The following is a 26460-nucleotide window of genomic DNA, read 5'->3' on the forward strand; positions in this document are numbered from 1 at the left end:
CGGCCTTATGGTCTCTTTTGCAAATCGATAAACCTGACTCAGGATTAACTATACGACACTTAACTTCTGCTCGGAAAATACGGCTTTAGCGACAAACATGCCATTAAGTGCAGCAGAAAGGCCAGCATAAACCGACCTATGTTCATAATCTAACGATCCGCAGGATGGTTAACACCATCATTAGTGGGCACATTTTCCAATTCAAATGGGTTTACTCCTTCTAGGCAACCTATGTTATAGCCATATTCATGGGGATTAGAACGCCGTTGGTGATGGGTGTAAATACCGCAGTTGGAGCAGAAGTAATGCTTAGCGGTTTTGGTATTGAATTCATAGAGCTTCAGCGCATCCCCACCTTTGAGGATCTTAATCCCCGCTAGCGGCACAGAGCCAACAATTGCACCTTTACGGCGGCAGATAGAACAATCGCAGCGCCGTGGATTTTCGATGCCATTGGGTAATGAAAGCTCCAATACCACTGCACCACAATGGCAGGAGGCTTTATGTTTTGGCTGAATAAGGGTATTTCCGACTTGTTTAATCACACCAGACTCCTTGTTTCGCTTAATGTTATAGCTCGAATGTCCACAGTTTTAGGCTTGTCGCTCGCTCCTTATACTGCTAGTCTGGCCTTCTTAAACGAGCGTTTCAACTAATGTTTTTACAATGGATAATGCAATGGAAAAGTTTCTCGCACAGCATCCTATAGTCACCGAAATCCCCGTCGCTTGGGGCGAAATGGATGCCCTGCAACACGTGAATAATGTGGTGTATTTCCGCTATTTTGAAACGGCGCGTATCGACTTTTTTAATCGCCTCTTCCCACTAGATAGCCTTTATAAATCAGGCATTGGTCCAGTGATCAGCGAAAATCAGGCTCGCTATAAACGCCCAGTGACTTTCCCCGATACTTTATTGGTGAGTGTCAGCATTAGCGATATTCACAGCGATAGATTTACCATGCATTATCAGGCTTTTAGTAAACAGCAGCAGGCAGTAACGACGTTAGGCACTTCAGTCGCCGTAATGTTTAACTTTAAAACGGGCAAAAAGGCCGAGTTACCGGCAGAACTGCTGGCGATTCTCAAACAGCACGAAGTCGCTTAAGCTTTAAGCTATCCGAGCCCATAGATAAATTGCCAGCACACTTTAGGCCATACCTTGAGGGAAGCATGTATGTCAGATAACGAAAATATCGAGATAGCCATTGAACATCAACAGGATAAACAGCGTTTTATTATCCCTGTCGACGGCTATGAAGCCGTGTTGGAATACCAATTATCAGGCCAGGATATCGATTTTAGCCGCACCTTTGTCCCCAACGAACTGCGCGGCAAAGGCCTTGCCGAACGCTTAGTGCGCCACGGCTTAAAGTGGGCTAAAGGCCAAGACTTTACTATCAAAGCCAGCTGCTGGTATGTGCAGAAGTTTTTGAAATAGCTAACATCACAACACATTAAGCACGCCAAGCACAGGTTCATGGTGCTTAACTTGACTCACTTGGTCCACTCAGATTAGCGAGTATTTCGCGGATATGATTGCCATGTATGGGGTGTCATGGATATATCCATTCGGATAAAAATTTTCCAAGCAAAATAATGAGCAAAGACGAGACAGGGTTGAACCGTAGTTGCCTGAGTTAATGGCCGTCTTCGTACGCTTCAGGCAATAAGTACTCCTTTGGCACGCTGTGAATATATCCCTATACGCTCTACGAAAACATCCATGTTTTCGAAGGCCAAATCGTGCTTATACCTGAACTCAAGTGACGGTAACACTCGGTGATAATTAAAATTTTACAACAACTGCAAAGATCTACTGTCAACATCAATATAATCAGTTAAGTGGCTGACCGCTCTGCTCTCAAAGTTAAATCAATCACAATAATTTCAATTGAAGATACATTTGGGAATTGGTCCGATATCCTAAGCCAGTATTCTTCCAAAGCTTTTTTTAGCTCAGAAACATTGGTTCTTTTACCTTCAATTCCCCAACACTTACCGGGCTCTTTACCTTGCCAAACCAGTAAAAAAATCCCACAACCAGCAGTGTCCTCACGCAGGTAATCTCCTGCAAGCTGATTTCTCAAACGTTCACATAAATCAGGTCCAGTCCAACCTTTATCTAATAACTTTAGTTCTATCGGTACTGGTGATTTTATACTCGGATGTTGGAACCAAATATCTGGCCGTTGATTATTAGCCAAGTTAGCCTCTTCAGCACATGTATAGCGGCCATGCGCTTTTTCGTTCAACCAATGCGCAATAATTTTGCGCATCTCTGTTTCATCAGCAGCCTTTTGATACGTTTCCGCTAGGCTATCATTGCCACGTTCAACCCAGTTTTTGAAATCATTTAAACGCAATACGCCAAGATCAAAAAGCTGTCGATGAGTGGCTGGAGTCATTTCAAGTGCCGTCCCAAAATCTCGAACTTGTTGAGGTAACCAAAGTTCACGTTCGGCATCTTCCTCTGCCCGTTTGTACGCGCGTTTTTTCATCCATTGTCGATAACTATCATCAGGATGGAGTCGAGCTAACTCAATTAAAGCTAGATAAGTATCCTTACCTGGGATTTCTACCAGATAATTAAATAATTGATTTCGAGCATCTTGTGCATCATCACGCAACTCTGGAGAGTAGAAATCATCACCTGAATGGTCTGTATCATCACTCGCACGAATAAAACAGTGCATCATTAGATATAATGATTTGAGATTAGAAGCTGTACGAAATTTTCCTGCAGTTGTACCATTCCCTAAATCATCACGTCGTCCGCCTATTAAGGCTGTGATAAAGAGTTGCGCAGCCAACGTTGCCGTATCTGTATCTGTATCTTTTTCTTCCAACCAAGACTCAACAGCTTGAATACCCGTTTCAGGCTCCATATCCACCCAGAGTGCATACCAGTTGGGTAATAAATCCTCTGAGTCACAGTGTTCAACTTTAGACTTCGCCAAATCAGCAAGAAACTCGGTAGCAGCGCCACCATTATTCAGAATTTGAAGGCAATACCGTAAATTTTGCTGATGACTTATCTGATTGATAGAGACCCATTGGCTAATGGGCTCAACTAACTCGGAGTGCAACCAAGGAGCGTAATAAGCTAGATCGTGCAGAATGTAATGCAAAGGTTTATCGGCTTTGCTATTTTCCAACTCCCAATAAAGCTCTTTAATTACGGCGGCTTTTACGTGATGCGGGTGCGCCTTTTACATGCTATCCAGCCAACTTGGAAAACCATTAAGTTCATATGTGGTATAGCGTAAAGCATGCTCAACTTCAGCATCGGTAAGATTTAGTGGAAATCCTGCAACTTCTTGAGCCTCGAACTCCAACCCGACCATAGCAAAAGTAAGCGAATAACTTACAGATCTTGTATCTGCTCCGTCAGAACGCAGCGCCGGTTGATAAGCTCGCCAATGTGCAATTGCTGCGTCACGAAATGCATAGGCAACGTCCTCACCAAACTCATTGATGAGTGAATGCCAGTCGACTTTTCTTCCACGGTTCATTCTCATTCTAATTCCGTGTCCCCCTTCTATTTCCCTTAGCAACCAACCTAAGTCATCACTTAATTCCCCAGGACTAAGGTTTTGCGGATTTCTAATAAAATCCGGATTTGCACGCAATCTTTTTATCCATAGAGCCCGATTGCGTTCCTCCTTTTGGCGTTTGGCCTGGTATTGGCGCTCATAAGGGCTCTCTTCTCGGTTGATATTCCGCTGTTTTAAGGAAGCTAAACGTTCCTCAAGTGACAACGCCAATATTGGATTATCTAAAATGGCCTGTCGTATGCCTTCCAACCATTCTTCTGGCTCATTTTCTTGCTCATAAAGGCGAAACGCTAACGAAAGAGCGATCAGTTTGTCATCCCCAAACTGCTGAGATGTTATAAACGCCAGTACTCGCGCAAAGGCATCGGAGTTAAATTGCCAATAATGCTCAAGCCAATCCACTTGCCATATATTCGTCAATCGGTCATCACTGCGTTTATTAGTTTCACGTGACTCCGTAACATTTTTCCAAAACAAAGCATCGTTTAACTCTGGCCACCTTGGAACCAGATCATGAAGTTTATGCTTATATTCACTTGAATCTTCTCCATGCCTATAACAAATTGCAGGCATTTTAAGCAAAATAGAGAGTATTGCATCACTCAAGCTTTCAACTGCACGCGCTGTAATTAGTCGTTCAACAACATGACAAGCAGGGCCAATCAACCAAGTGAACTCTTGAGAAACCTTACATTCGCTATGTTCAAGATGTGGTTTTCGGCCTAAAAAATGATTTATACCAACCACAAGCTCATAAAGAACGCTCTCTTTAGAAAGATCTACACTGTTGGAGATTCGCTCAATAAAAGTATGTAAAGATGTACTTAACCCTGAATAACTGCGTCGTTCATAAGGTGGGAGTTTATCAATCGATGACAATAAAAAATTGATACTTCGTAAGTTGGCGGAAGCATCATTTAACAATTCGGCCAACAGCTCTCGCGGAAGTTCAGCAGGCACTTCATTTAACGCTTTCCAAAGTGTCATTTTTTGCTCAACTGTACCCGTTGTTGAAATCGCTCTTACCGAGGCAATCCGAGCATATTTCCCCCTTTCTGGCGCTATCGCGATAGGCATAAAATCCTCAACACATGCTTTCATATTGCCTTGCCAGACAAGCCTACCCAGAAAGAAAATCGCATCGTCGTTATTTGCATATTCGACGATAAGCTGCCTAACCTCATCAGACAGATCTGGCTGAGCAATTCGCGCAATAGCACTGTTGTTTCGGGCTGAGCGATCATCCTCATCAGCAACGATTCGCCTAACGATATCGATAAGAATACTTTTCCTTTCATTAAGTGGTAGGCGAGCTATATCGCCGCCTTCGACAGCAATTTCGGGATGAAGAGCAAGAGCTTTTTTACAAATAGGTGGATCGAATAAAATAAGCCAAGGCAGAATAGGTCTTAATCTAGGGGTAACAACTTGCTCACCATATTGATCTTTGAAGATCAATGACTCAACTGCGCATCGTGAATTCCCTGTTTCAATTAGAGAATAGAGCCACTCGGCAGTAAGTAGCTCTTTTATCTCTCGATGCCGAAAACGTACAGCGCCGTAAATAATGTCATTAAATAAGCCACGTTCAAGCAATGCTTTTACATCATTTGAATTCCAATCATGCAGCACACTCTCGGCATCAATACCCACTTTTTCATGGGTTTGATCAGGTACGAAAATTCCAGCTTCGCCAGTCAAGGTAACTGCCGCAGCCAAAATTCTAGCTCCCTCACGCGCTTTCACACTATTTAGCGGTTGTTGCTGTTTACGATCAAGATTAACTTCTTTAAGACGTAGTCCGATATTGTGCTGTAATGACTCAAGCCTACTGCCAAGTTGGCCATCGTCTTTCCATTTCTCAAGCAAACCTTCTAGGTCAAAAGGCCTTTCTGCAATAGTTAGAAGGTTTGTGCGTGTGATATCTGCAATTAATTTATCAACGTTAGGTGTAGATCTATATTCGGCAAACTGCCGTATAGCATCCAAGTCTAATGGCCTAAGTTGATAAACCCGAAGAGGGCCATCTGACGCACTTTCGTCAAGATCAGAACTTAATTCTCCCTCTTCACATGAATCTATCTGTTGCGTGGAAGCAAAAGGAAGCGAATCTTCAACAATTTTTTTATCGGCTTGAAAACGCCAAGCATAGGGTCGACTAGAAATATAGACATGTGCTCGATGACCAGCCTTTTTTATCTTTTGTGAAAAGAGCTTTATAGCCTTTTCAAAAGTTCTCGCGTTATCCAAACGAGCTTCATCAACTGAATCAAGGAAAAACCAAGCATCTTCCGAAGACTCCAGCCACAATTCAAATTGCAATGCCGTACCAACTTCAAAAGCATCTTCAAAATTAACGTCTATATCTTCAATACGAATAAAAAATGCTGCACGACCTTGCTCAATCGCATATTCGGCTTGTGTACGCATCTCGAAAGTTTTACCTGCGCCCGCATCAGCCAGAATGACGACTCGATATTCCGCCTCTAAATCAGACCAGTCTTTTGGCTTCTCGAAGCCAAGAAACATTCCAAAATTTTCTTCTGATGCAGTATCGCGAGCGACTAGCGAGAAAGTCCGTTTCAGCGGAACATGGCTTGTGTCCATTTTCACCCCAAATAGCGATATAACTCTTTAGTGGATTCAATAAAATAACGAATAAGTCTACATTACCCTTTCAATTTAAACTTTGCGAACAATCAATTACAAATCCAACTACAATCGTCTTGCGGGAAAAAATGTTGAGTTAGTGTAGAACACAAGCGGGTATACACAGGTCCTAACTAGATTAAGCACCCGCATGGATGTGACCGTCCGTGGCATGGATGCCACGTTCGAGCATACACGGACGTACTTGCTGCGAGTCACTGGAATGCGAGTGCTTAATCCTAGGTATAGGGTTTACTCTCTGCGAGGAACTTTGATGCATTAACCTCTTAATGGCTTATATGGAAACAGCTTCACCGCTTAAATTGGCAAGCATTTCGCGGATATCTTCAGGAATCGGGCGGCTTTTTTCACTGCTGTAATCGTAGTGCACTAAGGTAGTTTTCACTTCGGCGGTTTTATTGCTCGCTTGCCAACAGGTTTGGGTCAGCTCGAAGCTGCTATTACCAATACGGCTGACATAGGTTTTTACTGTGACACTCTTGCCATAGTAAGTCGGCGCGATAAAGGTCACGGTAAACCCCGCCACGATAAGATTCCACTGATGTAAATCTAACTCGGGATTGAAAATCTCAAAGATTGGTGTGCGCGCCGCTTCGCACCATACGGGGATAACAGTGTTGTTGATATGCCCGAGGCCGTCGGTTTCAGTAAATCTTGGATTGATTTCGAGACTGTATTCTGTGGCTGACATGCAAACTTCCTTTTTATTATTTTATAAATGGAAGAGCGTGATGATTATCGCAATGAAACCAAACCACCAAACTCATCCATTATCCTAGGTCAAACAGGTTCTAGCCACTAGCCCAAACCTAGCATTTTAAAACTGACAACTCGCCGTTTCTGGGGTTTGCTTGCCGTTAGCATCGTACTTTTTAAGGCATCCAGCCTTACCCATATCATACATTTTCTCATATTCTAACTTGCCATTTTTATAAGACTTATACACCCCATGAGTTTTTGGGTTCTCTAAGTGATAAATCTTACGGCCCTTAGTGATATGTGAGTAATCGGCAAAACCCGGCTCTTCGGAATAGATGACACCGTTAATGTAGCGCTTGTGGATCACATGCTGCTCATCGATACGCAGCATTTCATTCGCTATCTTGCCATTCATGTCGTAACACACTTTATCAACGGCATAATTGCTATCGAGATCTTCAATACAACTCACGGCACCATTATCAAAGTACTCGCGCTGTATACCGCAGCGCGCAATGGCGTTATCCCAGTAGTAAGGTTCACCGTTCCACATTTCGCCTTCTTGCTGGCAGTAGTTCCACAGGCTTCTTAATTGCCCATTGGGATAGAAACTGTAATGGGGGCCAGAGACACGGTTATTCACTTGGTGACCATATCGGGAGAGTGAGTAACCACCATCAGTGGAATAACTGATACTTGGGCCGTATTCCTTACCCGCTTTGTACGTTTTTAAATTTAATAAACGGCCATTGGAATCAAACTGATATTCTTTATCTACAGCGCCATTGGTGTAATAAGCCAATTTATACAAGGTGCCGCTGCTATAATATTCACGCTGTTCACCGTGTTTTATCGATGAAGAGGCTTCATTTTTGCCATTGATCACCCCTTCACAATCATCTGAGTAGGGATTTTCACGCATAATACATTCATCGTGCGAAGGCTTAAGCGTCACCGCTTCATTAAATTGATAACTCGTGAGTTCAGTCAGTTCACCGTTCTGGGGATTAAAGCGCATTTGCTGACCATCAAACTCTCCTTGGCGGTAGTTAGCGATATCCACCACGACATTCGGACTTGAATACCAAATACTCTGACCATTAAGGCGGCCTTGTTCATAATGGCGGACATTAAACATCAGATTATTTTTGTCGAATGATCTAGACTCTCCTTGACGTAAGCCATTGACATAGCTCACTTCGGTACGAGTCCCATCTTCGGCTTTAAATACCCAAGGGCCAGTGCGTTTTCCTGCAAGATAGGCACCTTCGCCTACTTGATCACGGAAATGTCCGCTCGTCACTTTATCGACCCAAGCGCCTTGCTTCACACCCTTTTGATATTGGCCTTTGCTGCCATCAGCCTCAAGCCACTCGCCATCTTTTACGCCATTAAGATAAATACCTTTTGCCACTAATCGCTTATCGCCTTCTGTACTGGAGTCATAATCGGGTTCATAGACTTCGTAGGGGCCGTCGAGCACATCCTGATTGTAATGGGCAAAACCAAAGCTATCGGCCTCATTAAACATCGACTGTGCAATCCATTTACCTTGCTTTTTACCGTCAAGATATTCGCCTTCCCAATAAATGGCTTGGTTTTCAGTCTCCATCCACTTACCGACTTTTTTGCCCTGTTTGTAGTTACCAGAGTAAACCACGCTACCATTGCGACCATCGTAGGCTGCATACGGGCCATCGAGCACACCTTGGGCATAATGACTTTCACTGGCAAGCCCTGCCCAAGTGCTCCCCATGCCCATACTCATAAAATCGTAGGATGGGCCTGTTTTAGGGATCACGGCACCACCACTTTTAAGCCAATCAAAGTCATCGGCCTCAAAGGCCACGCTCACTAATACAAAGCTAGCGTCTTCTTCACTATATCCACTGCGGTCAAAGGTGGTCACTAAGCTATATTGACGATCATTACCTTGGGCATCTTTATCTTTACGAGTGAGTGGATAACGTAATTTATATTCGACGGCTGTCTTCACATCGACGGGTGAACCTTCGGAATTACGATAACCCACTAAGGTCGGCTTGAGCTTAGTAGAACCATCGACAATCGCTTTAATGGCGGGATCTTCAACCGCCTCAACATCATAGGTCATACGGTATTGTTGCGGAGGAATTTGGCTTAACACTTTACGAACGCTACCCACGGTAAACGAGGTTAAGGTTGGTGCCACTTCATCAAGCACAATCTGTAGGCGAGGGAGTTTTGTGAGCTCATCCCCTTCAAAACCATAGCCCCGTAAATGCTGACCATCGGCATCCCTGAGCATGACAACCACTTCTTTGGTGCCGCCTTTATCAAAATCGAGATAAAAAACCGCTACGATTTCAGCAGCACCATAATCATCAACACGCACGCCGGGCGCATCACCGTAGAGCATTTCACTCCACACTTTATGATCTTTTTGATAGAAATTAAGCCATTGCCCGTTAGGTAAATCGACTGGACCATGGACAATTTTGTCGTAATCCTCAGCGTCAGCCACAGGAATGACAGTCAAAAGAGATAACAACACCGCACTCACTGCAGCGAATAAACTACGAATCGAAAGTTCCATTTAACTACACCTTTTATCCCGACGCCTCGCGCCTCATGCGCACCAGTAAACGGAGCGGATTTTAAGCTAAGATACGTTATTCAGGAAGTAGCAGAGATAAAAAAGGCCGCGAAGGCGGCCTTATTAGATCATTGTTTTAACAATCAATTACTATACATAGCATTAATTTCATGGGCGTATTTATGGTAAATCATCTTGCGCCGCAGCTTGAGCGTTGGGGTGATTAAACCTGCTTCCATTGAAAATGCTTCAGGCAACAGAGTGAACTTTTTAATCTGCTCAAACCCCGCCAATTCATGCTGCAATTGCTTAAGACGCTGCTCAAAATGCTCAACCACATGGCTATGGCGTAACAATTCTAGGGATGATTCGTACTTCAGTCCCTTTTCTTTCGCCCAAGCTTCCAAAGACTCAAACGCAGGTACAATCAAAGCCGTCACATAGTTGCGAGCATCGGCAATAATCGCCACTTGTTCGATAAATGGACAACGTCCAACGGTACCTTCCACTCTTTGTGGCGCAATATATTTGCCGTTAGAGGTTTTCATCAATTCTTTAATACGATCGGTAATAAATAAATTACCGTTCGCATCAAAACGCCCTGCATCACCGGTTTTTAACCAACCATCTTCAAATGCAGCGGCAGTGTCTTCGGGGCGATTGTAATAACCACGCATCACAGTGGCACCGCGAACTAAAATCTCATCATCCTTACCTAGCTTGATTTCGGTTTCAAGCAGTGGTTGACCATTAGAACCTGGCACACGATTATCTAAGGTATTACAGGTCACAGTCGCGTTGGTTTCTGTCATGCCGTAACCACAAAGTACAGGAATACCAATAGCATGGAAGAAAGAGCCGACATTGAGATCTAATGCGGCACCACCACAGGGCATAAATTTCAAACGTCCACCCAGTACAGCCTGTAGCTTGCTGTAAACCAGCTTATTTGCCAGTTGCCATTGCAGAGATAACCATAAGCTTCCCTTCGCACGGCGCTGTCCGGCTTCGAACTGACGCTCACCCACACGCATCGCCCAAGCAAACATTTTTTTACGGCTTTCGGGGGATTTAGCCACTTTGTCTTGCACTGCACTGTACACTTTTTCGAGAAAACGCGGCACGACACATAAGGTATGTGGGCGCACGGCGCTGATTGCCTCTTTTACTCTTTGCGTGTTTTGCAGATACACGTTATGGCCACCACGACACAACACGTAGAAGCTCCAACTGCGCTCAAATACATGGCTCAATGGCAAAAATGCCAAAGACACATCCCCAGAGCTAAACGCCAGTTTTTGATCATGCTGACGTATGGTAGACGCCATATTACGGTAATCCAGCATTACGCCTTTAGGATCGCCCGTGGTGCCAGAGGTATAAATTAACGTCAGTAAATCATCGAGATTTGCAGCCTCTAAACGCTGGTTTAGCTCTGCTTCTTGCGTATAGCCGCCAGCGAGTAAGGTATCTAAATGCCAGTGTTGATTGCCTTTATCGGCAGCGAGTGTCACGCTCGAATCGAAAACAATCACATGCTCAAGGCTTGGGCAAATTGTCTGCAACTCACACGCCATGGCGTATTGCTTAGCGTCGTCGACAAAAATTACTTTGGCAGCGGCATCGTTAACGATAAAACTCGCTTGCTCTATGGTACTGGTAGGATAAATAGGCACCACAATGGCGCGACTCTTAAGTGTACCTATATCGGCACAAGTCCACTGCGGGCAGTTTTGCGATAGGATGACACAACGGTCTTGCACTTGTACGCCAAGCTCGATCAACACCTGTGCAATTTTGCTACTAGTATGATCAAATGCTTGCCAGCTCACCTGATGCCAAGGAGCAGCCATTTCAAAACCTTCCAGCGCGATGGCATCCTTTAAGGACGCGCTTTGCTGCCGTAAAAGTTGAATTACATGATATTGTTCGAGAGACATAAGAGACTCACCTTTTTAGCTTACAAGTGTACCGCTTTTGCAGCATTCTACCTGAAGGCAAGCCAAAAACTAAGAGTTTTTGCTCTAATGTTATGCAAATGTCGCCCAAATCACGCTGTAAATCGCCTTTTACGGTATGCCACCCCTCGTTTCACTCGCTTATCAGAGCGAACAACATTTAATCTATAAACGTCAATTCGCTCCCATAATATCGCTTTTCCAGAGGGTTTTCTTACCCCAAACCAGCACCACTTGTGCCACAAGCGATAAGAGTATATCCCATAACAACCAATCGGTTAGATTACTACCACCCCGTAAAGAGGCAAGACTGATAGACACCCACAGGGAATGCCCCGCCACTATCATCATTGTCAGTGTGACATGTAAAACTCGCCGACACATACAGCCAAAACCGAGTATCAAGGCGCAAGCGCAGTAAGTACTCAACGTCAGGTGAGCGACCAATAGCAAACTCACATCGCCGTTAATCCACCCAAGCAACAAGCTACAGACAAAGATCATACCTGCAATCACATTCAGTAACCGCTGCTGCCCATGGTAAAAAGCATTGATAAGCCCTTGACGACCGTTAAATCCCGGCATTAATAACAGGGTCTCTGTTGCCCGTGAGCGTTGCACGCGGCTCCAATGTACTAGCGAACAACTAATCACACTAAACTGCGCCAAAAGTAATAATATTGGAAAATCCCACTGCAATTGCAGTGATAACGCCCCAAGCCCTAAGGTAAAAATAGGCAATAATAACAATAGAATGGTGAGCATAGGGCCAATAAAAAAATTGGTTGGATGCAGATAACGCTCAAAACGGCTCAAGATGCGCATGGATTGCAGATTGGGTAGCCAAAACCAGCCCATTTCAAGACCATTAAGATACACGACCCTCGCATTACCACGCCAAGGTAAAGTACGACATTGATAGATAATAACAATGCCCATAATCAGCAATACACTCAAACTTAGCCATAGTGGAATATGACGTTCAATCAAGGAGATAAATGGCATTAACATGAATAATAAAAATGCGGCATAAAACCATTGCGCGGCCAATAAACATAACCCGATAAACCCTAAACTGATGACCAGCGCCAACACTAAGATCGGCAGACTTGCAACAAACCCAAAACTAACACATAAAATCAAGAGGATGCCAATTACACTACTTAGGATCAGCCCACTTTGGATAAAAATATTCCGCCTGTAATTTGGTATCAGTTGTGAGCATTCACTCGCCATTAAACGGATAAATTGCCATGCAATTGCCGCGGAGACTGACACAACTCCCATTGATAGGAATAATTCCAAGCTGTCCTTTTGACCGAACCAACCCGCTACACCACCCAACACAAGACTCAGCAAACCCGTTCCCAAAAAACTAATACTGCCGATATCAAAGCACCAAAGGCGCAATATACCCATAAAAGGATGCATTCGCTGACTCGTTCTTTTGCCCTTCGCGACTTGTATCTGCTTATGGTGCGCCGCACTCATCTGTGTAGCTCCATAAATAGTTGCTCAAGGTTTAAGGCTTCATTCTTTAACACGCCCGCTATTGGCGCGCAGTGCTCACCTAAATCCACCAGTACTGAGTCACCTACACGGCTCAGCACGGTAATTGGCTCGGGCAAAATAGTTTCAGGAGCGAGAGTTAACAAACGCACTTCTTCTCGCAGAGCATCGATTTCCTTAAACAGCACTAACTCGCCCTGTTTAATTAGTGCCACATGGCTAGCAACTCGCTCTATATCTGAGGTGATATGGGATGAAAACAGTACGGCAGAACCAGATTCGAGGGCGAGATCGAACAAATCGACCATAAACTTGCGCCGGACTATAGGGTCGAGACTGGCGACGGGCTCATCGAGGATCAACAACTCAGGGCGATAGGCCATCGCCATAATCAAGGCTAGGGATTGCCTTTGCCCAACCGATAAACGCTGCACCTGTTGGGTCACATCTAACTCGAAACGTACCAACCAATCTTGCTCTAATTGCATATCCCAATTAGGGTAAAAACTGCGGTGTAAGTCGAGGGCTCGCTCAATGGTAAAACCTTCATAACCAAAGGGTTGCTGCGGTACATAACCTATACGCTCCTTTGCCTGTGAGCTTAAATCGTTTGGTGCTTCACCTAAGGTCGTAATGCTGCCAGCATCCGGCGTTAAAATACCCAATGCACAGCGCATCAGAGTCGATTTACCCGCCCCATTTTGCCCTAGTAACCCCACCACCATTCCCGCTGACAAGGTTAATGATAAATCCTTAAGCGCCCACTTTTCACTCGCATTTTTACCGCGAAAGACTTTATTGACTTGGTTAAATTCAAGAATTGGCGTGCGCTCTTGGTCCATCGAATTTCATCCTTTTTATTCTATTTATCGATACGTTACTTTCTAATCTTGCCAGCGTTCGTTCAGCAGTTGCTGCAACTCAGGCAAGCTGACGCCTAACTGTTTTGCCTGTGATAACAAGGCATCGAGCTGGGGTTCGAGCAGACTGATACCCGATGCCATTGTTTCTGTTCGCAACGCGACTTTTGTCGCTTGACCACGGCGGCGTTCGAGCCAACCTTGATCGACAAGTTGTTGAATCGCCCTGGAAACGGTCATGGGATTTACGGCTAAATGCTCGGCAATTTGGCGTACAGAGGGTAATACGTCTTCCACTTGCAGTTGACCACCCACAATTAAGCGCACGATTTGCTCGTGTAATTGTTTATAGATGGGTTCGCCACTACTGGGGTTGACATTTAAAAGTTCTAACATTAGCCTTTACACACTGTATTAATACATTGATACACCGATACACTGGTATTTAAATTAACACATTCGTCCTGAAATGCAAAAAGGAAAGCGCTCATGATAGATAGCATGACACACAGGAAGTTAAGCAAAACAGCTCAGCCCCTTTCGCCAACGCGACCATGGCATAGCACCAAGGCTACATGCTATAGCGCCATGTTAAGCACATGGAGCTTAAGCCAAAAGCGCTTAAGCATAAGCGCACTCATACTGGCAATAACAAGTACAGCAACTTGGGCGAATGAGGTAAAAAACCAAGATATACAAGCGGCGAGCAAGAGCAATACCTGTTATGTGGAAGGCGTATCCGATCGTTTAAATTGCGGGTTTGTGACCGTACCCGAAAACCCTAACAAACCCGATGGCAAACAGATCCAAGTGCATTACGTGGTATTACCCGCGGTGAAAAATGCCAACCATGAAGAAGCCTTACTAGCCATTGCTGGCGGCCCAGGACAGTCGGCCATAGATAACGCAGCGGGTTTTGATGCCATGCTGAGTAAAGTCCGTCAACAACGGGATATTCTACTGATAGACCAACGGGGAACTGGCCGTTCCAATCTATTGACCTGTGATGAAAGCGCTAATCCACTCTCCTTAGATGATGACAGTATCGATCCTAGTGCTGAAACACAAAAATGCTTAGATAAAATCGATGCCGATGTTAGCCAGTATGGCAGCCTTAACGCAGTCAAAGATTTTGAAGCTGTGCGAGCGCACTTAGGTTATAAAAAACTGCATATCTACGGTATCTCCTACGGTACTCGCATGGCGCAGCTTTATATGCGTTTGTATCCAGAGCAGCTAGCCACAGTCACCTTAGACGGTGTAGTGCCCATGCAGCAAAGCGTGTTAGAGATAGGCTCGGCAATTGATCGTGGTTTTGAATTACTGTTTAAAGATTGCCAAGAAAATACCGCCTGCAAACAGCAGTTTCCACAACTTAAGGCCGAATTTGAACAGGTAGCAAACACTCTGGCGAAGGGAGCAATCACAGAAAATGTGTTCGATCCCGTCACAGGGGAAAAAAACCAACTCACCATAACACGCGGAAAATTTTACGGAGCCATCCGTATGGCACTGTATCAAACCAATGTGCGCGCCCTTGTGCCCCACGCAATCCATCAAGCTGCAAACAATCATTTTCAACCACTTCTGGGGTTATATGCCCTCACAGTTGATAACGCTGGCATAGCAATGGGCATGCACACCTCTGTGGTTTGCGGTGAAGATATCCATCGCATCACGCCTGCTATGCGAGAAAAAGCAGCAAGCTCTTATGTTGGTCAAACCATGTTGGACTCAATGGAAAAAACCTGTGCAATCTGGAAAGTCCCCGCGGTAGATAACAGCTTTAGCGAACCCATTAGCAGCAATATTCCAACCTTACTGTTATCCGGTGAAATCGACCCCGCCACACCGCCTAGTTGGGGCGAGTTAGCCATGGAAAAACTCACTAACGCCAAACACTTTATCGCTCCCTATGCCACCCACGGTGTCGCTTATCAATCCTGTGCCAATGGATTGGTGGCGGATTTAGTTCGTACGGGCTCAATAAACGACCTCGACGGCGAATGTTTAAACAAAGATGTGCGCCGCAGCTTTTATTTAAATGCCAGCTCAGTCGAGCCGCTTAATGCGACCAGCACAAAAACCACAACAACAAATAATAACGCCAGCACTGGGACCAAGGAGTAAGCCATGATTAAAGTATCCAATCTTTCCAAGCGTATAGGAGAAGTGCAGGCGCTTAATGACTTAAGTTTTGTCGCACAAAATGGCCAAATCACAGGATTACTTGGCCCCAATGGTGCAGGCAAAACCACCTGTTTACGCACTATCTTTGGCTTACTAAAACCCGATAACGGTAAAGCTGAAATTGAAGGCATCGATGTCACCATCGATCCTATCGGCGCGAAACAACAGCTCGGGTTATTTCCCGATCCTTTTGGTCTGTATGAGCGCTTAACACCACGGGAATACATTCGCTATTTTGCCGAGTTGAGCGGCTTATCAGCCCGCGAAGCTAAAGAGGCCACCAGCCAAGTGATTGCAAAATTACGCCTCGAAGATATTAGCGATCGCCGTTGCAAAGGCTTCTCCCAAGGGCAAAGGATGAAAACAGCACTTGCACAGGCAATTGTCCACTGCCCCAGCAATATTATCCTCGACGAACCGACCCGTGGATTAGATGTAATGAGCACTCGCTTACTGCGCGATATTCTTATCGACCTAAAAAATCAAGGACATTGCGTGCTGTTCTCTAGCCATGTGATGCAAGAAGTGGCTGCATTATGCGACCAAGTCATCGTCATGGCCCAGGGTAGAGTTGTTGCCATTGGCAGCCCAACTGAACTTTGCATCCAAACAGGCAAAGACTCGCTCGAAGAAGCCTTTATTCAACTTATCGGCACGGATGAAGGAATCGCAGCATGATGACTCAAACTTACAACAATGTAAGCAGTATCAATGATGTACAAACTCAGATAGATATGCTCATGGATAAAGGAATAACAGCATGAATAAAATAATCGCTATGGTTCGTAAGGAACTTATCGATGCCGCTCGCGATAAGCGTTCTGTGATGGCGGGACTTTATTACGCCATTGGCACACCGCTGATCATGTGTGGCCTGTTTATGGTGTTAATTGGCCAATTAACCAGCCCTGATGATCTTAAAATCACTATCACCAACCCAGATAACGCACCTGATCTAGTGAGGTTTTTATCCAACAAGGGCATTACTCAAGGTGACGTTGGCGCTAAGGATCTGAAAGCCATAGAGCTTATCATCAGCACCGACTATGCCGAGCAAATGAATCAAGGCAAAGCCGCCGAAATTACTATCGTGGCCGATAATTCGGAGGAAAAATTACAGAACTCCATTCGCCGCTTAGAGAAACAATTACAAGCCTACAGCGCCGAAATGGGTAGCCTACGTTTAATCGCTCGCGGTATCGACCCGCGTGTGGTACAGCCACTAAAAGTGAATGTGCAAGATCAAGCCACACCTGATTCTAAAGGCGGGATGATCTTAGGTATCGCTATTTTTACTATGATTTACTCGGTATTTATCTCGGGGATGAACCTTGCCATAGATACCAGCGCAGGGGAACGTGAGCGTAACTCTCTGGCTTTGTTACTTAGCCATCCACTGACCACGCGCCAATTAGTGCTCTCTAAGATCATCGCTGTTGGCCTATTTGCCCTGCTCGGTTTAGTGCTGATCTTGCTGGTGTCTAAAATCGCCTACACCTTTGTGCCATGGCAGGAATTAGGCTTTAGCGTCAATATCACCAGCGAATTTATCGCCTTAATGTTAATCGTCGGCATCCCCGTCGCTTTGATGGCCGCATGCCTGCAATTGTTCGTGTCTTTTATGGCAAAAACCTTTAAAGAAGCCCAGTCCTATCTCACTATAGTGCTATTTGTGCCCTTAGCATTATCAATGGCCGCCAGCTACAACATAGCGCCAGATATGCTGCAATGGTTGCCCGTCTCTGGCCAGCAACAAGCATTGATGGACTTTATCAAAGGTAAAGACTTGCCCATGCTGCAATTACTGGTGTCGACCTTAGGCACCCTCGCCATTGCGATATTACTCGCCTTTGGTATGGAAAGATCGCTCAAGAGTGAAAAGGTCATCTTCGGTTTGTAAGGTGCTTTTCTCGATAAACTTTGGAACGGGTTATCTCTCGTTCAAAAATTAAAAATCTCAATAAAAACTGGAGGTTATTATGGAAAAAGAATATATCTTAATGGTGATTATGGTCACCTTCATTATAGGCTTCAGTGCTACAGAAATGTTTAAGCACTATTTGAAGGCGCGCCAACTTGGCGTCAATCCCACTGGCGACAAGCAACTAGAAGATAAAGTGACTCAGTTAAGTCTGCAAAACCAAGTGCTTATTGAGCGAGTACAAGTACTGGAAAAAATAGTCACTGAATCTGAATACGAGCTAAAGCAGCAGATTAGTCAGTTATAAATCCTAAGCTCCAAAAACAATAAAGCCACTCAATATGCGGTGGCTTTTGTTTTTACAGGCTCAATAGCAAGATTACTTAGCCTTAGGCCTGAACGGCTTGATCACGGCTTCGTTGCACTCTAAATACGGGCCTTCCATCAAGTCGATGCAGTAAGGAATAGCTGGGAACACGGCATCTAAACATTCACGAATCGATTTGGGTTTGCCGGGCAAGTTCACGATCAAAGAATCACCCCGTAAGCCTGCGGTTTGGCGGGATAAAATGGCAGTGGGCACAAATTTTAATGACTCAGCACGCATCAACTCGCCAAAGCCTGGCATCATGCGATCGCATACAGCTTCTGTGGCTTCTGGCGTAACGTCGCGTTTAGCAGGGCCTGTGCCACCCGTGGTCACAATCAAACAGCAATCTTGCTCATCGGCCATCTTGATGAGCGTGGCTTCAATCACATCCTGCTCATCGGGGATCACTTGATAAATCGGCTCCCACTCGCTAGTCAGGTAATCGTTAAGCGTGTCGATAATCGCCTTGCCAGAAATATCCTCATAAATTCCCGCGCTGGCGCGATCGCTTACCGTCACTATACCGATTTTTGCTTTACTCATAGGATATCCCCAATGGTGTTGAAATAAACAAGATTGAAAAAGCATAGACGCTAGAGCTAAGCGCAGTTGAAGGCTAAATCTCTAGACCATAAGTCGCAGCTAAAATAGCATAAATGCGCAATAAAAGTGGGGGCTAAAACGTGACTTGTCTCGCGCAGGCAGTATCTGGGCAAAAAGTTTATATAAAACCGAGCTTGTAAATATGCTTAGTCGATGAAAAATAGCGTAATTAATGCTTTTAATTCATCTCATTAAAAAGGCCACTATGGTAGTGACAGGCAGCATTGTGGTTAAATCCGCCGCGCATTCCAATATTTAGAGGCCCAATAGCTATTAAGTAAGCTGGAAATTTTCACCCCTTGGCTAGTGGAAACATGGAGGAAATTATCATCCCCCACATAAATGCCAACATGATGGGTGCTCCAACCTGTTTTGAAAAAAACTAAGTCACCCCGACGAAGTTGATCCCTAGGTACAGGCCTACCCAGTGTTTGTTGCTCTTCAACTGTGCGTGGTAACACCATCCCTAACATTTTTTGGTATGCGACAGACACAAAGGCGGAACAATCAATCCCTTTTTTAGTGCCACCACCTAAACGATAGGGAACACCGCGCCACTCTGAGTGTAGCTCTGCAATATTACTATCATCCCAAACAGAAACAGGCTCAACTTGCTTTACCACAGGCTTAGGTTCTGGCGCGCTAGCACAAGCGCCAAGACCTAAGGCTAAGATAACGATCAATAATATCTTCATAAAACGCTACTCATTACAGGCGGGTTTTACCTTAACCTAATTTGACGTTTTTATCAGGTCAATTCTAGATATCAAAGGCTTAAATACTATAACCTCAGCCTATCTGAGTTTGAAGCACCCAATAACTCACAGAGCAGACTTTTTGATGAAGGCCATCTTTTTGATGGCCTTCAAGTTTTCGCTAGATTAGAAGGTGTAGCTCATAGTCAAAGCGGCACCAACGGCTTTATCTGAACCGACTTGTCCTGCTAAATCGAGGTGGAATACACTCCATGGCGATAATCCAAAACCTGCGGTGAAAAGATCGGGTTGTTCACCGGCAATGTCAGAGCGGAATCCTGCGCGAAGCTGTGCCCAATCAAAGGCATTAAACTCTACGCCTACTGCTGCAAATTGAGATTCTTCTACAGCAGCGAACATGGATTCATCCTTCCCAAGCCATGCTTTGCTTTTATTAACATCTAACTCGATGACCGCCGTTAACCAATCCGTACGATAGGCCGCAGCAAGGGTTGCCACAGGTGAAATTTGGTAAGTGTATGTAACGCCATTCACCGTTGCAGTATCAACATCCCTGCTCACCAGATTTCGTACCGCTAAACCGTAGGTCATATTGCCAGCATCAAGCGCTAAACCGAGGTCAGCATTAAAGCCTGAGTCGCTAGAACGATATTGGTCATCACTGAGGTCAGAATCATCATAGTCAGTGATAGTGGCACTGTAGTTGTAGGTTTCAACTTTTTGCACTTTAGTTGTTACCCCTACATATAAGGGCATATCCATGAGTTCAAATTGATGTGCCAACGCCACGCCATAGTCCTGAACCAGTGCAACAACACCTAGGGCTTGGGAGTTCAATGAACGGGAAGGATCTGCGGCGCTGGTGCCATCAATCACATCTTGCAGATAGTCAAGATCGCTTTGAGCAACATCAGCACCAACCATAGCTGACGCATAACCATTTGCCATAAAACCTAAACTAACCAATTTATTAGGTACAGCAACTTGGACATTTACACCAACATTCACCATAGCGAGCTTGCCATCTACCGCAGCCAATTCACTGGCTAATTTATTCGCTGTGGCACTATTCGCCCCAATACGAAATGCATCATAGGCATCTTTGATATTATCTATATTGTCGATCAACTTGTCCTTATCCGTACCTTGAGCACCAATAGAAGGCAATACGAATGAGAAATCATCACTCTCATTATATTTAGCGACTAGTGCAGGATTGACGGGGGGTGGCGGCACTATAGTGGGCACTCGCGACACCTACTCCACCCATCGCATCTTTGCGAGCATCAAAACTATTTGCCCAAGTAGCGTTGGAAATAGAAGCCAATACCGATAATGCTATTACACTCTTTTTCATCATGATTCCTTTGTTAACCAATGGTTAGGGTTATTTGCGGCGCAATTTAACGCATTAACATTTGAAGTTACAAGGGGAAAAGCAGGTTTGGCGTAAAAGTGCAAATGATTGGCGTGATAGTTCAAATAATAAAGTGATCAACGTCAATTTGGGCGGTAATTTGCAAAATCACCCAGAATGCCCGAAGCTAAAACCTTCAGCTCGAATGCAAGATAGAATCTGAAACCTAGTCATCATTTCAGACAAACACTCACTCAGTGTCCATAGCAAAAGAGTAAGGAACCAATATGAATGAGCAACAAGCGCAATTTTTTGGTGGTCCAAGGGAATGTCCCATTGAAAATGGTCGGATTCAAGTCCAACGAATCGCCGCAAAAATCAGTGATGTTGGCGGTATTCCCGTCGCGCGGGCGATTCCACAAAAAGACCGCCGTCTTATCGGCCCTTGGTGCTTCCTCGACCATATTGGCCCAGTCACCGACGGCCCCTTATTGAATGTCGGCCAGCATCCACATATTGGACTGCAAACATTTACTTGGATGCTCGAAGGCGAAATTATGCACAGAGATAGTCTCGGCAGCGCCCAAGTGATCCGCCCCAAGCAAGTCAACCTAATGACGGCAGGACATGGTATCGCACACACGGAGGAATCTGTTAAAGGCAAAAGCACTATGCACGCAGCGCAGTTATGGATTGCCCTGCCGCTTGAGCATAAAGACACAACCCCAAGATTCGATCACTATCCCGAACTCCCGACTTGGCACGAGGCAGGCGTTGACTTCACCTTACTGATTGGCACTTGGCAGCATAAACAGGCACCCACATTACACTTTTCACCCATTGTCGCCATGGATATTTATGCTGTTAATAGCACTAAACTCACGCTGCGCCTTGATCCCAGTTTCGAATATGCCCTAATGCCACTCGAAGGCCGCTTCCAGATCGAGGATGAAAGCTTCGATAATAATGATCTCGCGTATCTCGGTATGTTACGTGAGACCATTACAGTTGAACTCGAAGCAGGTTGTCGCATACTGCTGATTGGCGGGGCACCACTGGCCGATCCTGTTAGTATTTGGTGGAACTTTGTCGGCCATAGCAAAGAGGAAATAGCGAAAGCTCAAGCCGAGTGGGAAGCACACTCCCCACGCTTTGCCGTCGTTCCCGGCTACAATGGTGAGCGTTTAGTCCCACCACCCATTCCGTGGTAATCAAGGAATCAATGACGCTTTAGCATTAAACCAGCGCCTAAGGTGAGGCTTACAGCAGATGTCTACGCAGTAAGCCTTATCATTCGCCTATAGCTTGATATGAGTAAGTTCAATCCCCTCGAGTTAATCGCAAGCTAAGCCACTAACAATCGACTAAATTTTACGGATTTTTTACGCGCTATCTTAAAATGCCTTTGTTAGAGTACGGACAACATTTTTAATGCTTCTTTCTTTTTTATGACTTCATCCATAGCCGTACCTATGACTCAATACTGGCGTTCACATCCATCTTCATTCACCTTCGTTGTGTTAGTCATCGCCATTTTCAGCAGTTTTTTTATTGATTTGCTCTCAGGCTCAACCATCGCCGTGTTACTGATTTTGCAACTCGCTGTGGTGGTTGTCGCCCTACAATGTAATGCCCATTACGCCTATTTTACTGCAGTGTATGAAGCGGCAAGTTATAACTTTTTATTTACCACACCGCGCTATTCGCTACAGATGTTTAATCTTGAGGATATTCTTAACTTAGCCGTATTTCTCTTAGTAGCGCTCACCACCAGCAAACTGGCGGAACTTTATCGGCGTCAGCAAGATGCACTTGAACAAGCCCAGTTACGTAATAGTATTTTGCTGTCGGTCTCCCACGATTTACGTACTCCACTCGCCACCATTATTGGCACTTTAACTACGCTAAAAGAATATATGCCTAAGCTGAGCCCATCCCAAAAAGATGAGCTAATTGACAGCGCTGCGGCAGAAAGCCACCGTCTGCACCAATATATCGAAAATCTATTACAGGCCACTAAATTACAGCATGGCGCACTCAAGTTTAGTTTGAATGAAGACTCTATTACTCATGTGTTACACCAAGCTATTGCCCGTTTTCCGGCCACACAACCACGCATTGTTATCAAGAGTGAATCAGAGCTACCCACAGTGATGATATGCAGTTCATTGATTGAGCAAGCTATTTTTAATGTACTGGACAATGCATTGTGCTACTCACCACAAGATGAAAAAGTCACCGTTAAGGTTTATCGGTATGAAAATATGTTGAGATTGGATATCCAAGATCAAGGCTGCGGTATAGCCACCGCAGATATGGAAGCCATTTTTGAACTCTTTTATCGCCAACATCCATCAACGGATGGTGGTGCTGGTCTAGGTTTGGCTGTTGCGAAAGGAATTATTACCGCACACCAAGGCCAAATCAGCGCCGAACCTGTCACTAAGGGCAGCCTTATTCGTATTGCTTTGCCGATAAAAAAGGACTGTGAATAAATGGCCTACAAAGTGTTAGTGGTGGATGATGAAGCGCAAATCCACACATTTATGCGAATATCCTTAGAAGCAGAAGGCTTTGAATATATTGGCGCATCATCAATAACCACAGCCCTTGCCCAATATCGGGGACAGCAACCACACATATTGATACTCGACCTTGGATTACCGGATGGTGATGGTATTGAGCTACTACAAACCCTAAGGCGAAACGACAAAATCCCCGTATTGGTGTTAACTGCCCGCGATCAAGAGGAAGAGAAAATTCGCCTATTAGACGCTGGCGCCAATGACTATCTCAGCAAGCCTTTTGGGATAAGAGAATTAATTGCCCGTATCAAAGTATTAGTCCGCGATTTAGTGGACGAGTCATCTTTAAGTGATGTGCTGCACTTTGCCACACTTAAGCTACAAAAAAGCACCCACCAGCTTTGGATCAATAAGCAAGAAATCGCTTTGACCAAAAAGGAATTCGCCCTGATGGAGACCTTAATGTCTCCCCCTGGTCAGTTAGTCAAGCAAACTGTATTACTGCGAAAAATTTGGGGCGAAACCCATCAAGAAGACAGTCACTATCTGCGGATTTTAGTCAGCCAGTTACGCAAAAAACTCAATGACAATAACGAGCAGCAACTGATTAAAACAGAAGCGGGTTTAGGTTACCGCTTAACAGACATCAATCAGCAGTAAGCGTTCTCATCATCACAAAAGCAAACATAAAAGGATATTTGTATGGCGCATTTTACCGTTATTGGTTTAGGGCGATTTGGCGTTGCAGCCAGCCTTGAATTGATCCACTTAGGCCACACGGTCACAGGTGTCGACAGTGACCCTAAAATGGTTGAAAAATATGTAGAGAACCTAACTGAAGCCGTGATTTGCGACTGTTCCGATGAGGCATCGCTGCGTGAGCTTGACCTCAACAACAGCGAAGCCGTACTTGTCGCTATCGGTGAGGATATGCAATCCAGCCTACTATGCACCTTGGCGCTTAAGAATCTGGGTGTACAAACCATTTGGGTCAAGGCTAGCACTAAAGCGCATCACACTATCGTGTCAAAACTCGGCGTTGCACGCATCATTCACCCTGAAGAAGAAATGGGGATACGTGTCGCTCAGTCGCTCAATTATCCTATGGTCAATAACTTTCTCGCCATTGGTGATGGACTATATATTGTTGAAATTCATATTAAACCCCACCTAGATAAAACCACCGTTGCCCAACTTCTAGGCTCAGTTCAAGATGGTTTTAGTGATGAATTAACCAATATAAAGCGCAACCCTAAAGGTAAAGTTGCAGCCATTATGGTTAAACGTGATTTAGCGGTATTTAGCAAGATCGATGGTAGTTTTGTGTTGCAAGCTAACGATGCATTGTTGCTATGTGGTAGCCGTAGCGAGCTTAAATATCTCGCACCAAGGTTGGTGTAAGGTGGTTCAATGGCATCCCTCCATCATGGCAATAGAACATCATCCAAGGTCGGATAGAAAACTGTTCGGTGCGCCACCCTTTATTTTAAGCGTGAGCTTTGCACTACTGATCATCCTTGGTACTTGCTTACTGAAACTGCCCATAGCGACCGAAGCGCCTATTACTTGGTTACAAAGTCTGTTCACTGCAACCTCGGCGGTCACAGTGACTGGGCTAGTCGTTGTCGACACTGGGACAGTATTTACGCCATTTGGCCAAATCGTCATCGCGCTTTTAATCCAATGCGGCGGGCTGGGGCTGATGACCTTTGCGATTGTTACCCTTATCGCCCTTGGCGGTAAGATTGGCTTTTTACAGCAAACCGTCGCAAAAGAGGCTTTTAATCAAACCGATACTTCAACATTAGTCTCGACTGCTAAGGCCGTATTACTGTTTTCGCTCTTGGTAGAAGCCATAGGCATGTTGATTTTATCAGTGCATTGGAGCAATGAACTCGGTTGGCAAACCAGCTTATTCCACGGTTTTTTCTATACGATTAGCGCCTTTAATAACGCAGGTTTTGCCCTCAGTGCCGACAGCTTAATGCCCTATGTGGCCGATCCTGTAATTAACCTCACCATCACAGGTTTATTTATCATTGGCGGTTTAGGGTTTTCAGTCTGGATTGACCTTCGCCGCAATAAATGTTGGTCGAAATTGACCGTCTACAGCCGAATGATGATTACAGGCACCATACTGATCAATGCCGTAGCAGTGATTGCTATTTACCTGATTGAGTACAACAACCCCAATACTCTCGCGCCCTTAAGCGAACTCGGTAAATGGTTAGCCTCTTGGTTTCAAGCCGTTACCCCTCGCACTGCTGGCTTTAATACCTTAGCCATTGACCAGCTCGAAGATGGCTCAACACTACTTATGCTGGTATTGATGTTTATCGGCGGTGGCTCTCTCAGTACCGCCAGCGGGATTAAGGTAGTCACTTTTATGGTGTTGATTTTGGCAACTTATGGCTACTTGCGCCGTGATGAAGCTGTCTACGTGTTTAAGCGGGAAATTCCCAAAGACACCATTAGTAAGGCCTTAGCCCTTACCATGATCTCCATCGGCGTGACTTGGCTCGCTATTTTTGCTTTAGTGTTAACTGAAAAAGCGCCGCTAGTCGATATTGTATTTGAAGCGGTTTCAGCACTGGGCACTGTCGGTTTATCACGCGGTTTAACAGGGAGTCTTTCAGATATGGGCCTAGGGATCATTATCTTTATGATGTATATGGGACGCCTAGGCCCACTGATGCTGGCCTACTTCCTCGCCAACCCAAGAGTGAAAAAACTGCGCTACGCAGAAACCAAATTGGCGATTGGGTAACTGAAGGTGAAGACGCTATCTCTGTTGTCAGCAATATCATCAAACTCTAAACCTTCTTGACTGAGTAAAAGAATACAGAACAATAATGTTGATGTATCAACAAACCATTACATTGTGAAAATAGGAGTGCTCACTATATGCTTAAGCACTGATAGTGAGCTCCTTTACACAGGCCCAATAGTGG

The 26460-nt window shown here is 44.9% G+C and carries 22 protein-coding genes and 1 pseudogene; 11 read left to right on the forward strand and 12 right to left on the reverse strand.

Annotation, left to right across the window (positions count from 1 at the left end):
* Positions 1–149: 149 nt before the first annotated feature.
* Positions 150–545, reverse strand: a complete 396-nt coding sequence (locus SPUTW3181_RS20825) for a GFA family protein (RefSeq protein WP_011791236.1) — start codon at positions 543–545, stop codon at positions 150–152.
* A gap of 133 nt (positions 546–678) precedes the next feature.
* Between SPUTW3181_RS20825 and SPUTW3181_RS20830 the strand changes: the two genes are divergently transcribed.
* Both SPUTW3181_RS20830 and SPUTW3181_RS20835 read left to right on the forward strand, forming a co-directional pair.
* A complete protein-coding gene (locus SPUTW3181_RS20830) occupies positions 679–1107 on the forward strand; it encodes an acyl-CoA thioesterase (protein ID WP_014611823.1) in 429 nt (142 codons plus the stop codon).
* Between the two features lie 69 nt (positions 1108–1176).
* Entirely contained in the window at positions 1177–1440 is a 264-nt protein-coding gene (locus tag SPUTW3181_RS20835) for a GNAT family N-acetyltransferase (RefSeq protein WP_011791238.1), read from the forward strand.
* Positions 1441–1840: 400 nt separating this feature from the next.
* Here the strand turns inward: SPUTW3181_RS20835 and SPUTW3181_RS21375 are convergent, their stop codons facing one another.
* From SPUTW3181_RS21375 to SPUTW3181_RS20870, 8 genes are all read right to left on the reverse strand, one after another.
* Positions 1841–3157, reverse strand: a complete 1317-nt coding sequence (locus tag SPUTW3181_RS21375) for a hypothetical protein (RefSeq protein WP_049824080.1) — start codon at positions 3155–3157, stop codon at positions 1841–1843.
* A gap of 54 nt (positions 3158–3211) precedes the next feature.
* On the reverse strand, positions 3212–6163 hold the full coding sequence (locus tag SPUTW3181_RS20840; protein ID WP_049824081.1) for a hypothetical protein: 2952 nt from the start codon (positions 6161–6163) through the stop codon (positions 3212–3214).
* Positions 6164–6500: 337 nt separating this feature from the next.
* Positions 6501–6917: an acyl-CoA thioesterase gene (locus SPUTW3181_RS20845; RefSeq protein WP_011791239.1), complete on the reverse strand. Its 417-nt coding sequence runs from the start codon at positions 6915–6917 to the stop codon at positions 6501–6503.
* Between the two features lie 126 nt (positions 6918–7043).
* On the reverse strand, positions 7044–9500 hold the full coding sequence (locus SPUTW3181_RS20850; protein WP_011791240.1) for a toxin-antitoxin system YwqK family antitoxin: 2457 nt from the start codon (positions 9498–9500) through the stop codon (positions 7044–7046).
* 143 nt (positions 9501–9643) lie between these two features.
* Positions 9644–11440 carry an AMP-dependent synthetase/ligase gene (locus SPUTW3181_RS20855; protein WP_011791241.1) on the reverse strand — a complete coding sequence of 599 codons (1797 nt, stop codon included), beginning with the start codon at positions 11438–11440 and terminating at the stop codon, positions 9644–9646.
* 192 nt (positions 11441–11632) lie between these two features.
* Positions 11633–12949, reverse strand: coding sequence for a hypothetical protein (locus SPUTW3181_RS20860; protein WP_011791242.1), 1317 nt, complete (start codon positions 12947–12949; stop codon positions 11633–11635).
* Positions 12946–13809, reverse strand: coding sequence for an ABC transporter ATP-binding protein (locus SPUTW3181_RS20865; RefSeq protein ID WP_011791243.1), 864 nt, complete (start codon positions 13807–13809; stop codon positions 12946–12948). Before SPUTW3181_RS20865 ends, SPUTW3181_RS20860 begins: the two co-directional genes overlap by 4 nt.
* A gap of 42 nt (positions 13810–13851) precedes the next feature.
* Positions 13852–14223, reverse strand: a complete 372-nt coding sequence (locus SPUTW3181_RS20870) for a GntR family transcriptional regulator (protein ID WP_011791244.1) — start codon at positions 14221–14223, stop codon at positions 13852–13854.
* A 93-nt stretch (positions 14224–14316) separates the two neighbouring features.
* On the opposite strand from SPUTW3181_RS20870, the gene SPUTW3181_RS20875 reads away from it, so the two are divergent.
* The 4 genes from SPUTW3181_RS20875 (at position 14317) to SPUTW3181_RS20890 (ending at position 18245) form a co-directional block, all read left to right on the forward strand.
* Positions 14317–15957, forward strand: coding sequence for an alpha/beta hydrolase (locus SPUTW3181_RS20875; RefSeq protein ID WP_011791245.1), 1641 nt, complete (start codon positions 14317–14319; stop codon positions 15955–15957).
* Between the two features lie 3 nt (positions 15958–15960).
* The gene (locus SPUTW3181_RS20880; RefSeq protein ID WP_011791246.1) at positions 15961–16695 is read left to right on the forward strand and encodes an ATP-binding cassette domain-containing protein; all 735 of its coding nucleotides are present in this window, start codon (positions 15961–15963) and stop codon (positions 16693–16695) included.
* 82 nt (positions 16696–16777) lie between these two features.
* A complete protein-coding gene (locus tag SPUTW3181_RS20885) occupies positions 16778–17917 on the forward strand; it encodes an ABC transporter permease (RefSeq protein WP_011791247.1) in 1140 nt (379 codons plus the stop codon).
* 79 nt (positions 17918–17996) lie between these two features.
* Positions 17997–18245 carry a hypothetical protein gene (locus SPUTW3181_RS20890; protein ID WP_011791248.1) on the forward strand — a complete coding sequence of 83 codons (249 nt, stop codon included), beginning with the start codon at positions 17997–17999 and terminating at the stop codon, positions 18243–18245.
* A gap of 72 nt (positions 18246–18317) precedes the next feature.
* On the opposite strand, the gene mog is transcribed toward SPUTW3181_RS20890, so the two are convergent.
* From mog to SPUTW3181_RS20905, 3 genes and pseudogenes are all read right to left on the reverse strand, one after another.
* Complete coding sequence (mog, locus tag SPUTW3181_RS20895; RefSeq protein ID WP_006083754.1) at positions 18318–18851, reverse strand: molybdopterin adenylyltransferase; 534 nt, start codon at positions 18849–18851, stop codon at positions 18318–18320.
* A 290-nt stretch (positions 18852–19141) separates the two neighbouring features.
* Complete coding sequence (locus SPUTW3181_RS20900) at positions 19142–19606, reverse strand: NlpC/P60 family protein (protein WP_011791249.1); 465 nt, start codon at positions 19604–19606, stop codon at positions 19142–19144.
* A 186-nt stretch (positions 19607–19792) separates the two neighbouring features.
* Positions 19793–20984: pseudogene (locus tag SPUTW3181_RS20905) on the reverse strand (conjugal transfer protein TraF).
* 287 nt (positions 20985–21271) lie between these two features.
* On the opposite strand from SPUTW3181_RS20905, the gene SPUTW3181_RS20910 reads away from it, so the two are divergent.
* The 5 genes from SPUTW3181_RS20910 (at position 21272) to SPUTW3181_RS20930 (ending at position 26276) form a co-directional block, all read left to right on the forward strand.
* Positions 21272–22195 (forward strand): pirin family protein, encoded by a 924-nt coding sequence (locus SPUTW3181_RS20910; RefSeq protein ID WP_011791251.1) that lies wholly within the window; start codon positions 21272–21274, stop codon positions 22193–22195.
* 237 nt (positions 22196–22432) lie between these two features.
* Positions 22433–23479 (forward strand): ATP-binding protein, encoded by a 1047-nt coding sequence (locus tag SPUTW3181_RS20915; RefSeq protein ID WP_011791252.1) that lies wholly within the window; start codon positions 22433–22435, stop codon positions 23477–23479.
* Positions 23480–24169 (forward strand): response regulator transcription factor, encoded by a 690-nt coding sequence (locus SPUTW3181_RS20920; RefSeq protein ID WP_011791253.1) that lies wholly within the window; start codon positions 23480–23482, stop codon positions 24167–24169.
* Positions 24170–24211: 42 nt separating this feature from the next.
* A complete protein-coding gene (locus tag SPUTW3181_RS20925) occupies positions 24212–24910 on the forward strand; it encodes a potassium channel family protein (protein WP_011791254.1) in 699 nt (232 codons plus the stop codon).
* A gap of 1 nt (position 24911) precedes the next feature.
* On the forward strand, positions 24912–26276 hold the full coding sequence (locus SPUTW3181_RS20930; RefSeq protein ID WP_011791255.1) for a TrkH family potassium uptake protein: 1365 nt from the start codon (positions 24912–24914) through the stop codon (positions 26274–26276).
* The last annotated feature ends 184 nt before the right edge of the window (positions 26277–26460 follow it).

Source organism: Shewanella sp. W3-18-1 (assembly GCF_000015185.1).
Classification (GTDB): domain Bacteria; phylum Pseudomonadota; class Gammaproteobacteria; order Enterobacterales; family Shewanellaceae; genus Shewanella; species Shewanella putrefaciens.